Annotated in this window: 11 protein-coding genes; 2 read left to right on the forward strand and 9 right to left on the reverse strand. The window is 64.6% G+C overall.

Going from position 1 to position 12530, the window contains the following annotated elements; genetic code table 11:
- Nucleotides 1-33 precede the first annotated feature (33 nt).
- The 8 genes from hrcA to FOC40_RS07510 form a co-directional block, all read right to left on the reverse strand.
- Nucleotides 34-1077, reverse strand: a complete 1044-nt coding sequence (hrcA, locus tag FOC40_RS07475; protein WP_003795064.1) for a heat-inducible transcriptional repressor HrcA — start codon at nucleotides 1075-1077, stop codon at nucleotides 34-36.
- Between the two features lie 128 nt (nucleotides 1078-1205).
- Entirely contained in the window at nucleotides 1206-2000 is a 795-nt protein-coding gene (locus FOC40_RS07480) for a DUF3097 family protein (protein WP_003795063.1), read from the reverse strand.
- Nucleotides 2001-2133: 133 nt separating this feature from the next.
- Entirely contained in the window at nucleotides 2134-2952 is an 819-nt protein-coding gene (locus tag FOC40_RS07485; protein WP_003795061.1) for a hypothetical protein, read from the reverse strand.
- Nucleotides 2945-3634 carry a SatD family protein gene (locus tag FOC40_RS07490; RefSeq protein ID WP_039929335.1) on the reverse strand — a complete coding sequence of 230 codons (690 nt, stop codon included), beginning with the start codon at nucleotides 3632-3634 and terminating at the stop codon, nucleotides 2945-2947. The genes FOC40_RS07485 and FOC40_RS07490 overlap by 8 nt, the downstream gene beginning before the upstream one ends.
- Before the next feature lie 299 nt (nucleotides 3635-3933).
- Nucleotides 3934-5244, reverse strand: coding sequence for a radical SAM family heme chaperone HemW (gene hemW, locus FOC40_RS07495; protein ID WP_196773347.1), 1311 nt, complete (start codon nucleotides 5242-5244; stop codon nucleotides 3934-3936).
- Nucleotides 5245-5292: 48 nt separating this feature from the next.
- Nucleotides 5293-6135 (reverse strand): tRNA (guanosine(46)-N7)-methyltransferase TrmB, encoded by an 843-nt coding sequence (gene trmB, locus FOC40_RS07500; protein ID WP_003795056.1) that lies wholly within the window; start codon nucleotides 6133-6135, stop codon nucleotides 5293-5295.
- Nucleotides 6132-7988: a translation elongation factor 4 gene (gene lepA / locus FOC40_RS07505; protein WP_039929551.1), complete on the reverse strand. Its 1857-nt coding sequence runs from the start codon at nucleotides 7986-7988 to the stop codon at nucleotides 6132-6134. Before lepA ends, trmB begins: the two co-directional genes overlap by 4 nt.
- A 117-nt stretch (nucleotides 7989-8105) precedes the next feature.
- Nucleotides 8106-9122 carry a hypothetical protein gene (locus FOC40_RS07510; protein WP_003795052.1) on the reverse strand — a complete coding sequence of 339 codons (1017 nt, stop codon included), beginning with the start codon at nucleotides 9120-9122 and terminating at the stop codon, nucleotides 8106-8108.
- Between the two features lie 165 nt (nucleotides 9123-9287).
- Here FOC40_RS07510 and FOC40_RS07515 point away from each other — a divergent pair, with 165 nt between their 5' ends.
- Nucleotides 9288-9926 carry a type II toxin-antitoxin system PemK/MazF family toxin gene (locus tag FOC40_RS07515; RefSeq protein WP_003795049.1) on the forward strand — a complete coding sequence of 213 codons (639 nt, stop codon included), beginning with the start codon at nucleotides 9288-9290 and terminating at the stop codon, nucleotides 9924-9926.
- 212 nt (nucleotides 9927-10138) lie between these two features.
- Nucleotides 10139-10405: a 30S ribosomal protein S20 gene (rpsT, locus tag FOC40_RS07520; RefSeq protein WP_003792970.1), complete on the forward strand. Its 267-nt coding sequence runs from the start codon at nucleotides 10139-10141 to the stop codon at nucleotides 10403-10405.
- A 192-nt stretch (nucleotides 10406-10597) separates the two neighbouring features.
- On the opposite strand, the gene FOC40_RS07525 is transcribed toward rpsT, so the two are convergent.
- Nucleotides 10598-12523: an ABC transporter ATP-binding protein gene (locus FOC40_RS07525; protein ID WP_419555143.1), complete on the reverse strand. Its 1926-nt coding sequence runs from the start codon at nucleotides 12521-12523 to the stop codon at nucleotides 10598-10600.
- Nucleotides 12524-12530 lie beyond the last annotated feature (7 nt).

The following is a 12530-nucleotide window of genomic DNA, read 5'->3' on the forward strand; positions in this document are numbered from 1 at the left end:
TGGGGGATGTTCATCAACGTCTGTGGGGCGACATTAGTCGCCGTGCTGGGAGGCGAGATAGCGTGACAGGTAGGCGGCGACTGCTCGCACAGAGCTCATGGTGCGTGCGTAGTCCATGCGCATGGGGCCAACGATGCCCAGGTGCGCGGATCCGACGGAGTCGCCGGCGCCGGCACGGTACGTGCCCGTGACGACGGCGGCTTCCGCCAGGCCGTCGTGGGGATTCTCGGCGCCGATACTCACGTGCACGTCAGCGCCCGGGTCGGCCTCGGCGAAGAGACGCATGAGGACAACCTGCTCCTCGAGAGCGTCAAGGACGGGGGCAATGTCGTGAAAGTCGAGGGCTCCACGGGCCAGGTTCGCAGCGCCCGCGACGACGATCTTCGACTCGCTCTGACCGCTCAGGACGTCCGTGAGAGCTGAACCGATCGCGGCGACGGTTCCGACCAGCTCAGGCCGGGCCGAGGCCGTGGCCTCGTCAACGCAGGCCTGCGCGGTCGCAGAGGTCGCGCCATCGCAGTGGTGGCGCAGGTGTTCGCGTACCTCGCGCAGCTGCCCATCGTCGAGGGGCGCGTGAAGAGTGAGGCTGCGCTCCCCGACCTCGCCGTCCGCGGTGATGACGACGACAAGGACGCGACCGGGAGCCAGAGCGATGACCTCGAGGTGCTTGAGGACGCGCACGCGCGCCCCCGGATACTGCACGAGGGCCACCTGATGCGTCACCTGGGCGAGGAGACGAACGGAGCGCTCCACGACGTCGTCAATATCGATGGACTCAGCCAGGAAGGTCTCGAGGGCGTGGCGTTCCGGCCCGCTCATCGGCTTGAGCTCCGCGAGTCGATCAACGAACACGCGGTAGCCACGGTCGGTCGGCACACGCCCCGCAGAGGTGTGGGGCTGATAGATGAGGCCGGCTTCCTCCAGCACCGCCATGTCGTTGCGGATGGTCGCGGATGAGACGCCGAGGCCTCCGGCGGCGATCGCCTTGGAGCCGACGGGTTCGCGGGTGGCCACGTACTGGGTGACGATGGCGCGCAGGACGTCGAGCCTGCGGTTCTGTGCACTGTTGCGTGTCATGCCATCTCCTCCCGTTCTGGCACTCCTGCTTCCTGAGTGCCAATGCTACTCCTCGCAGCCAATCGGGGGCGACATGAGGGCCGCGCCAGGTGTGCGCCCAGCGCGAACCTCACACTGGGCGACGCATGTCATTGCGCCCAGGGCACGGTCACGAAGTCGATGAGCTCCTCAACCCGCCCCAGCAGCGCCGGCTCAAGGTCGCGGTAGGTGCGCACGGTCGACAGGATCCGCTTCCACCCCACGGCGATGTCACGCTGGTCAGCGTGCGGCCAGCCGAGAGCCTCAAGGGTTCCGTGCTTGATATCGGTGCCACGCGGAATGTCGGGCCAGCGCTCAAGGCCAACACGGGCGGGCTTGACAGCCTGCCAGATGTCGACAAACGGATGGCCGAGCACGAGGACCGCGCCCGGCCAACGCGCGGACACTGCCTCGGCAATGCGAGACTCCTTCGAACCGGAAACCATGTGGTCGACGAGAACGCCCGCACGCGCGGTGTCCGTCGGGCCGAAAACCTCCAAGATCGCCTCAAGGTTGTCAACACCTTCGAGAAGCTGCACGGCGATCCCGGCCTCGGCCAGGTCCTCGCCCCACACGTGCTGGACAAGCTCCGCGTCGTGGCGCCCCTCGACCCAGATGCGCGAGCGCTTGGCGACCTTAGGTCCGCTCGACGCGGGAGCGAAAGATCCGGAGTTGGTGATGCGCCGCCCCGACGCACTCACCTGGGTTCCCGGCGAGGCCTGGGCGGGGGCAGGGCGCGGAGGCAGCGCCTCGATGGGGCGCCCCTCAAGCCAGAAGCCGGGGCCAAGGGGGAAGGATCGACGTACACCTCGACGATCTTCGAGTTCAACGAGGTGAACACCACCAGACTTCTCCACGCGCGTCACTGCGCCAACCCAGCCCGAGGCCACGTCCTCGAGGACCATGCCGATCTCAACGTGGACGGCCTGCGAACGCGGACGCCGCGCTCCCGGCCCGTCGCGGTGCGGGTCATGGGCGAAAATGTTGCGGCCGTAGGGATCTGAGCTATTCACCCGGCATACTCTAGCGGCACGGGAATCAGTGCAGGCTCACGACACGAATGAGCATCGACACGAGAGCGGCCAGAATCCACGAGGAGACCGAGCCGATCAGGAACTCTTCGGCCTTCTCGCCCGTCGAATCCTGCGAGATCTCGGGGAATCGAATGACCCCCTTGGCAGCAACGACAGCCGCAATCGCAACCTCTGCGCCAGCACCGGCCAGAACGATGATGAGCAGACGCTCAAGCGGCCCGATCCAGCGCCCGCCACGCAGAGCCGTCACTTCCTCGCCCTCCGCCTGCGCGCCCAAGACGGGTAGCACACCGGAGATGACTTCGGGTTCCGCGGACTCCTCCGCGTCATCTTCGCCGCCTTCCGCATCCACCACCGGCATCGCCGGAAGAACGGGAGCGTTGATCCACCCGGGCACGGGAGTGGAGGCACGGCCGCGCGCGCACTGCAGAATCGCCGTGATCAGGTGATTCACAGGACCCGTCACCAGGAAGAGAACCGCAATAATCAGGTCGATGGGGCGCCCTGAGCGCAGCGACAGCAGAGGGAAGTTCAACGGATCCAGGCTCAGCAGCGCGACGAAGCCGACGGACGCCAACGCCCAGCGAGCGAGAACGCCGCGCGCCGACGGATCGACAAGGTCCCAAGCGAACCACACGAGCGCGAGAGTCGCACCGATTGCATTCGCAACGGCGCTCACACCCAGAATAAACCAGGAGTAGCAGATCACTGCGAGGAGCAGCGTCAGAAAGAGCGACAGGCGTCGCGACCAGCCGCGCGGGTCAGAGGTGAGAAGTACGGTCAGCTCCGAGGCGGCGATGCCCAGGAGAAGAACTTCATGCACGAGCGGCCTCAGCGATGATGAGTGAAGACTGAATGAGCCCCGCCCCCGTGCCCCGAGCAAAGTCCGAAATGGCCTGCTGCGACAGCTTCTCGACGCGGGCGATCTCCACCTGCGTCTTACCCAGCAGCAGCGAGGCCGTGATGCGACGATGACGCGCCGACAGCTTGAGAATCGAATGATCGCGCAGGCTCAGCATGGCGTTGATGCAGGTCTGGCAGTGCGAGGAGAACTCGGATTCGACGGACGCGTGCGCCATGAACCACGTGCGAATGAAGGGGTTCGAGGCATCTTGCACATCGTGCGCACGATTGATCGCTGCTCGGGCAGCCCACCACGCGGATCCATCCTGAAGAGCCGCCGACTCTGCACCACGGCCGCGGGCCGGAGCCTGGCGATGCACACCCGACGCGAACTCCTCGATCCGACCGGCACCGATGCCGAAGCGCAGCTGAAGCTGCGGGGGAAGGAGAAGCTGCGCACGCAGCGTCAGGAGGAGAGCATCCTCGAGCGTGTAGGCGACCGCCTGAAACTCGTCACCCACCGTCGGGTACGGAGCCTGGAGGAGAGCCAGCCCCTCACTGGCCCGTTCCAAGACTGCCTCAAAGATCCTCTGAGCGTCTGCACGATTGGTCAACGTACGAGAGCCCACAATGTCAGCAATGACTGCGTATCGCAGAGTCACAATACCACACTTTTCCTTGTATCCGACCCTCCACAAGCCCTCTCAAGGAGACGACAAGCAGACAGCACGGCTTCACATGACATACCTAGGCAAACATATTTCAACCATGATGTCAACAGTATTGCCACGTAATCCAAGCTTGTCACATTCGCACTACCTGATCACTTATGAATACCTCAAAAAAGTATCCATGCTTGTACTTGTATTTAGATAAATACAAGCGCACCTGCGGCAATTAATGAAGAAAACGATCGTTTACCACCGCATGCAGATTACGGAGTGGTGCCACGAAAAAGGACTCAATACCCCATCAATTCGCGGGTCACATAGTCGGCGAGCAACCGGCCACGCAGCGTGAGAATCACCCGTCCCCCGAGGGCGGCGGCACCATCAATGAGGCCGTCCGCGATGAGCGCAGCAACACGCCCACCCGAGACCGCACCAGCCCCCAGAGCCGCCCCGGCCTCGTCCGCCTGCCCAGTCCCTGGCAGGCCGGCCAACTCGATCCCCTCGGACGTGCGCACGCCCAACATGACGCGTTCAAGCTCGCGCGTATCCTCGTCCAAGATCTCCCCCGCGTAGGCAGGGGAACGCCCATCGCGCAGTCGTGCGGCGTACGCGGCGGGGTTCTTGACATTCCACCAGCGCATACACCCCACGTGGGAATGTGCCCCGGGGCCCAGGCCCCACCAATCCCAATCGCGCCAGTAGGCAAGGTTGTGCGCCGACGCGTGCGCGTAGAACGTGGACGGGCGCCCCGAGGTCAGGTCCGCGTCGGTCGTGCGCGCAAAATTGGAGATCTCGTACCAGGCGTACCCGGCCTCACTGAGGAGGACATCGGCAAGCTCGTACTTGGCGGCCTCGTCGTCCGGATCCGGGGTCGGGAGTTCTCCCCTGGCGACCTGCGCGCCCATCTTGGTTCCCCCCTCGACGACGAGGGCGTACGCGCTGATGTGGTCGGTGTCGTAGGACAGGGCGGCGCGCAGAGACGTCTCCCAGTCGGCGAAGCTCTCCCCTGGCGTGCCATAGATAAGATCGACGGACGTCGACAGGCCCGCTTCCTTCGCCCATTGGACGACGAGGGGCACCCGCTCGGGCGTGTGGGTGCGGTCCAGAGTTTTGAGGATCGCGGGGACCGCAGACTGCATGCCGAAAGAGACACGCGTAAAACCCGCGTCGGCCAGCTGCACCAGCCCCTCGCGCGTCACCGTGTCGGGATTGGCCTCGAGGGTCACCTCTGCGCCGGGCGCGATACCGATGCGCTCACGCAGGCCCGTCAGGATCTCGGCAAGCTCGGCAGTATCGAGCATCGTCGGAGTGCCTCCGCCAAAAAAGACGGTCTCAGCCTCGCGCACGGGCAGCCCGGACTCAGCCATGACGCGAGCTGCCAGCGTGGCCTCGGCCAAGACCGACGGAGCGTAGTCCCCCACCTGGGCACCCGGGCCGAAACCCACCGTGTAGGTATTGAAGTCACAATACCCACAGCGCACGCGACAAAACGGCACGTGCACGTACAGGGAGAGCGGACGCCGGGCCTCTACCTCGACGAGGCCGGGGTCCAGAGCACCGTCATCTGGCCAGCGCTGACCGTCTGGCTGCGCGGGGCTCACGAGCACCCTCCCACCAGCGAACAGGCGGCACCGGACGTCATGCCAGCCTCAGCCACGCGGACGGCGAATACCGACAATGTCGTGGGCATGGCGGCCCGCATCGATACCTCGGGTCTCAAAGTGCGTGACGACGCGCCCCTCAAAGCGGGGGGCGAATCCGCCACGCTGCGGCTGCGGATCCTCCGGGTCCGGACGCTCTCCCGCATGCGGGTTCTCGAAGAATTCGCACGCTTCGATGACGTCGCGCATCTGCCAGGCGTAGTCGTCCCAGTCGGTGGCCAGACGCCACATTCCCCCGTCGCGCAGCAGGCGCGCGACCTCGCGCGCGAAGGAATCGGAGACGAGGCGACGCTTGCGATGTCGAGCCTTACGCCACGGGTCGGGGAAGAAGGTCCAGACCTCGTCCAGGCACGCGTCCTCCAGCATGATCGGCAGCGCCTGGGCAGCGTCGGCCTCGATGACGCGGATATTGTCCACGCCAGCCTCGACCGCCTTGGAGACAAGCTTGGCGATACCCGGAACCCAGACCTCAAGGGCCAGGAAGTTGCGCTCAGGATGAGCGTCCGCCGCGGCGACGATCTGTTCGCCCGTGCCCGAGCCGATCTCGAGCGTCACGGGCGCGCTGCGCCCAAAGAACTCGGCCAGATCGAGCGTGAAATCCTCCGCGACCGTCGTGTAGCCGACACCGCGACGCGGCTCCACCACGTAGCGATGCGCGTGGGCCTCCCACGTGCGCACGAGGTTCGCAGGCAGCTCGCGCGTACGCCTCGTGAAAGACTTTGTGCGGCTCATGAAGACCGTACCCTCGGGGGCCTCGCCCGGACGGCGATCCGCTCGCTGGCCGACGGGAGCGTGACCCTCCACGGCCTCGTTCACCTGATCCCCGCTCACTTCTTGCCCGTCGGAACGTCAGAGGTCAGAGCCGCGATGAAGGCTTCCTGCGGCACGTCGACACGACCGATGGACTTCATGCGCTTCTTGCCTTCCTTCTGCTTCTCGAGCAGCTTGCGCTTACGGCTGATGTCGCCGCCGTAGCACTTGGCGAGCATGTCCTTACGCAGGGCCTTAATGGTCTCACGAGCGATGACGCGCGCACCGACAGCGGCCTGGACCGGAATCTCGAACTGCTGACGGGGAATGAGCTCCTTCAGGCGCTTCGTCATGCGCTGACCGTAGTTGTAGGCGCCGTCGCGATGAACGATCGCGCTGAAGGCGTCGACGCGGTCACCGTTGAGCAGGATATCGACCTTGACGAGGTCGGCGCTCTGCTCACCGCTCTCCTGGTAGTCCAGCGAGGCATAGCCGCGCGTGCGGGACTTGAGCTGATCGAAGAAGTCGAAGACGATCTCAGCAAGGGGCAGCTGGTAGTGCAGCTCCACGCGGTCCTCGCTCAGGTAGTCCATGCCCTGCATCGAGCCGCGGCGTTCCTGGCACAGCTCCATGATGGTGCCCGTGAACTCGGTGGGCGTCAGGATCGTCGCGTTGACGACAGGCTCGCGCACCTCGGAAATCTTTCCTTCGGGGAACTCGCTCGGGTTATCAACGCGCACCTCGGTGCCATCCTCCGTCACAACGCGGTAGACGACGTTCGGGGCAGTCGCGATGAGGTCAAGGTTGAACTCTCGCTCCAGACGCTCGCGAATGATCTCCAGGTGAAGCAGTCCGAGGAAGCCGCAGCGAAAGCCGAAGCCGAGGGCTGCGGAGGATTCGGGCTCGAAGGTCAGCGCCGCGTCGTTGAGCTGGAGGCGCTCGAGGGCGTCGCGCAGGTCCGGGAAGTCCGATCCGTCGACTGGGTAGATGCCGGAGAAGACCATCGGGTTCGGGTCGCGGTAGCCCTCAAGGGGCTCGGTTGCGCCGCGCACCTGGCTGGTGACGGTGTCGCCGACGCGGGACTGACGAACGTCCTTCACGCCCGTGATCAGGTAGCCGACCTCTCCGGCGCCGATGCCCTCTTCAGGCTTCGGCTCGGGCGAGATGACGCCCAGCTCCAGGAGTTCGTGGGTGGCGCCCGTCGACATCATGCGCACGCGCTGACGGGTCGACAGAACGCCGTCGACGACACGCACGTAGGTGACGACGCCGCGGTACGTGTCGTACACGGAGTCAAAAATCATCGCGCGCGTCGGGGCGTCGGGGGCTCCCTCGGGGGCCGGGATGACTTCGACGATGCGGTCGAGGAGGTCCTCGACGCCCTCACCGGTCTTGCCGGAGACCTTCAGGACCTCGCTCTCGTCGCAGCCGATCAGCTGAGCGACCTCGTGCGCATACTTCTCGGGCTGGGCACCCGGCAGGTCGATCTTGTTGAGGACCGGGATGATCGCAAGGTCATTCTCGAGGGCCAGGTACAGGTTCGCGAGCGTCTGGGCCTCGATGCCCTGCGCAGCGTCGATAAGGAGGACCGCACCCTCGCACGCCGCCAGAGAGCGGGAGACCTCGTATGTGAAGTCCACGTGACCGGGCGTGTCAATCATGTTGAGCGCGTAGGGGATGCCCTCGTGTGCCCACGGCATGCGCACCGCCTGGCTTTTGATCGTGATTCCGCGTTCGCGCTCAATGTCCATGCGATCGAGGTACTGGTCGCGCATCTCGCGCGCCTCGACGACGCCGGTCAGCTGGAGCATACGGTCCGCGAGCGTCGACTTCCCATGATCGATGTGGGCGATGATGCAGAAGTTACGGATCTGCCCCTGCGGGGTATGGGCCGGGCGAATCTGCGCCTGCTGCTCGGGCGTGGGGATGGGCACGTGAACCTCCGTGAAGTCGTTAACCTCCTTATCGTCCCATTGTCGTAGGCGTTTGTGCCAGTTCAGGCGCGGGAAGTCGCGCACAGTGGCCACGCCTCACACCTTTTGTTTCTCTCCTCATTCCCTTCCTCCGCTCTCTCCACACTCCGACTCGGCAAGGAGCGCCGCAGCTTCGCTGAAGTCGCATTCTTCCCAGTCATCGGGGTGGTCGTCTCGGAGCTTGCGGGCGATCGACATGGCCCGCCCCTCATCTCCGCGCAGCGTCGCGAGAGTCAGTAGGATCGTGCGAATACGGGCGGTCATCGGATCTCGATCCCCCAGGTACCTACGGCAGTCCTCGGCCAGAACCGTCCAGAGGTCCTCACCCGCGTCCCGATCCCCGCCCATCCAGGTGTTGCGCGCAATCTCGTTGCGCAGCCGCAGGACGCGCCAGTCGCCGTGGTCCGCAACGGTCAGCAGAGCGTCCATGTTGCGCTCGTAGAGGGCAATGGCTTCGTCGTAGCAGCGATCAGCAGAGAGGACCTCGGCGAGGTTGTCGCGCACCGTCAGCAGCGTCATGTCGCTCTCCTCGCGCTGCTCCTCCAACTCCGACAGGAGCTCGCGGTACACGCGCGCAGCCTTCTTCCATTTGCCCGTATACTTCCACGGCATCGCGGAGTTATTGCGGATGGCGATGGAGATATCAGGGTCGACGCCTGGGCAGTGCTTCATATCGGCTAGGAGAGCCGAGAACTTGCGGATCGCCATATCGTGCTGACCGAGGATGGCAAGCCAGTAGGCTTCTGAGTTTCGCATCATCAGGATCAGCGGATGACAGCGCTCCAGGTATCTCTCCCCCAGCCGCGCAGCTTCACCGGCCAGCTTCCGACACTGTCCATAGGATCCGAGAGCTGCGTACCAGTCAATGCAGAGCTTGGCAGCCTCCAGACGCAGTTCGACGGGAGCTCCCTCTTCTCGATAAGCCTCGAGGCCGCGGTCAAGCGCCTTGTCCACATTGCCCGCGGCCCCGCAGCGCACCGACTCATGAATCGAGGACCGCGCCCTCGTCGCGCTCGTATTGCTCCCCTCGGGCGTACCACCCCCTGCCACTGCATCCAGAGAAACAATCGGTCCGTGCATCGTTGCAGTCAACATCGTCGTCGCCTTTCTATTGTTGCGTGTTCACCTGCGAACAACGACAGAGTGACACCGCCTGTTATGCACTGTCACGCGCCATCACGAAGCCTGTGGATAACTCGCGATCGTCGTAGGGCCCTGTGGATAAAACGCGCTCCGCAACGCCTGCCGTATGCTGGTCCCATGAACTCAATCGTCAGGGGCATCATCAACTTCCTCATCGGCGTCATCTCCGGCGCCACAGAGGAGGCGCAGAAGAACACCATGACCACCAAGACGGGGCAGCGTCAGTCGACCAAGAAGTCGACTCCCAAGCCGCGTTCGTCCTCGTCTTCTTCCGCGCATTCCGGCTCCCAGCACCGCTACGAGGATCCGGCGACCTCGAATCGCCCCCAGACCTCGATCCGAGAAGCGAGCATCGCCGACGCGCTCGCCCACGCCTCGTACACGCCCGTCATGGACGGCGACGCGGATCCCGGCGAGGTCGTGTGGACCTGGGTGCCCTACCAGGAAGATTCCTCGGTCGGCAAGGACCGCCCGGCCGTCGTCATCGGCGCGCAGGGCGAAGGCGTCTACCTCCTACAGCTGACCAGCAAGGACCACACGCGCGACGCCCCCCAGGAGGCCGCCGCCGGACGCTACTGGCTCGACATCGGTGCGGGCGACTGGGACTCGAAGGGCCGTCCCTCCGAGGTGCGCCTCGACCGGGCTCTGTGGGTCAAGGCGACCGACGTGCGCCGCGAAGGCTCGATCCTGCCCAAGGCAACCTGGCAGCTCATCGTCGACGCCCTCAAGGAGCACTACCGCACGCACGGCGACTGACACCTCCGACACGTGACCGACCTTACGAGGGGCGAGAACGCCTCGGGGTATGACGAAAAGGCCCCGCCCTGGTATGATCGGTCGTTGGACTCCCGGCCTGGTCGGGCAGGGGGTCTGGTTAGGACCGTTTGCGGGTGTCCCCACGCCTAAGTCCCGGTCTTGACACAGCCCTCACCGACCCTGTCAGACATACATCAAGGAGAAATCCGACTGTGGCAAACATTAAGTCCCAGAAGAAGCGCATTCTGACCAACGAGAAGCGCCGCGTTCGTAACCAGTCCGTGAAGTCCGAGCTGAAGACCCTGGTCCGTCGGACCCGCGAGGCCGTTGAGGCCGGCGACAAGGAGAAGGCTCTCGCTGCACTGCGCGTTGCTTCGCGCAAGCTGGACGTCGCCGTTTCCAAGGGCGTCATCCACAAGAACCAGGCTGCGAACCGCAAGTCCAAGCTTGCTCGTCGCGTCGCCTCGCTCGGTGACTGAGCGCGAACGATAGTTTGACGTGAAGCGGGCCGCCCACTGGGCGGCCCGCTTTCGTATACCCGCTCCCCGCACGCTTGTACGAGTGGTCGACACACCCACTCCGATCACTCCCCCACGCTCCGGCGCCAGGCGCGCATAACGAAGCCCCGACCTCGTCGAAACGAGGCCGGGGCAAACGCAATCGTTGAGCGCTTACTCGAGCTCGAAGGCGCCCGTGTAGAGCTGGTAGTACACGCCCTTCTGGGCGATCAGATCGTCGTGGCTACCGCGCTCGATGATGCGGCCGTGGTCCAGGACCATAATCGCGTCCGAATTGCGCACCGTCGAGAGGCGGTGGGCAATCACGAAGACCGTACGCCCCTCCATGAGGTTGTCCATGCCCTGCTGCACGAGGGCCTCGGTACGCGTGTCGATCGAGGAGGTGGCCTCGTCGAGGATCATCGCCGGCGGGTCAGCCACGGCGGCGCGCGCGATCGACAGGAGCTGAGCCTGGCCCTGCGAGAGGTTCGAGCCGTTGCCGGTCAGCATCGTGTCGTAGCCCTCGGGCAGTCGCCGGATGAAGGAGTCCGCGTTGGCCAGCTTCGCAGCGGCGATGCACTCCTCGTCCGTGGCGTCCAGGCGGCCGTAGCGAATGTTCTCCATGACCGTGCCCGTGAACAGCTTAACGTCCTGCAGAACAACGCCGAGGGAGCGGCGCAGGTCCGGCTTGTGGATCTTATTGATGTTGATGCCGTCGTAGCGAATCTTGCCGTCGGCGATGTCGTAGAAGCGGTTGATCAGGTTCGTGATCGTCGTCTTACCGGCGCCCGTGGCGCCCACGAAGGCGATCTTCTGGCCGGGCTTGGCCCACAGGGAGATGTCGTGCAGGATCTGCTTCTCGCCGTCGTAGGAGAAGTCGACGTCCTCCATGACGAGCTCGCCGCGCAGGCGCGTGTAGGTGACGGTGCCGTCGGCCTTGTGGGGGTGGCGCCACGCCCAGATTCCCGTGCGCTCCTCGGTCGGCTCAAGAGTGCCGTCGGGCAGCTCGTGCGCACGCACGAGGGTCACGTAGCCCTCGTCCTCCTCGGGCTCCTGGTCGATGAGGGCGAACACGCGGCCCGCGCCCGCCATACCCATGGCGATCATCGGGACCTGCATCGACATCTGACCGATCGTCTGCGAGAAGTTGCGGACCATACCCAGGAAGGACACGACCACGCCAACCGTGATGACATCGACGCCAAAGAGGTGGATGTTCGGCGTCTGCTCCAGGATCATGACGCCGCCAACGATCGCAATGACCACGTACATGATGTTGCCGATGTTGCCCAGGGCAGGCATCAGCACATTGCCATAGATATTCGCCTTCTGCGAGGAGTCGAAGAGCTTCTGGTTGTACTCGACGAACTCGTCCTTGGCGTCCTGCTCGTGGTTGAAGACCTGGACGACCTTCTGACCGTCCATCATTTCTTCGATGAAGCCTTCTTCGTCGGCGAGAGCGGCCTGCTGAGCCTTCATGAAGCGACCCGACAGCCCGCCGAGCTTTCCGGTCAGGAAGGCCATCAGAGCACCCACGATGAGGACAACGAGGAAGAGCCACACGGAGTAGTACAGCATCGTTCCGATTAGGACGATGATCGTCAGGCCCGACTGGATGAGCGTCGGGATAGACTGGCCGATCAGCTGGCGGATCGCGTCCGTGTCGTTGGTGAAGGTCGACATGATCGCGCCGTGCGGGTGCGTGTCGAAGAATCGCAGGGGCAGGCGCTCCATGGAGTCAAACATGTCGTCTCGCATGTGCTTGAGCGTCCCCTGCGTCACGATCGCCATGGCGCGGGTGTAGATGAAGCTGGCGATGACGCCAGCGCCAAAAATGATGCCCATCGTGACGACGAGGCGCACCAAGGTGGCGCGCACCGCGTCAAAGCCACTCTCCAGGCCCGGGGTCACGACGTTGTCGACGATCTGCTGCATGAAGATCGAGCCGACGGCCGAGGCCACGGCTGCCGTAATGATGCACACGACCGTCAGGCTGATGCGCACCGGGTAGTGGCGGAACACGTAGGCCATGAGGCGGCCGAAGGGACGCTCGATGCCCTCGAGCTTCTCGCCGTCGCTGTCAACGGGACGACCATGCATGCGTGCC

Source organism: Schaalia odontolytica, from assembly GCF_009730335.1.
GTDB lineage: Bacteria > Actinomycetota > Actinomycetes > Actinomycetales > Actinomycetaceae > Pauljensenia > Pauljensenia dentiphila.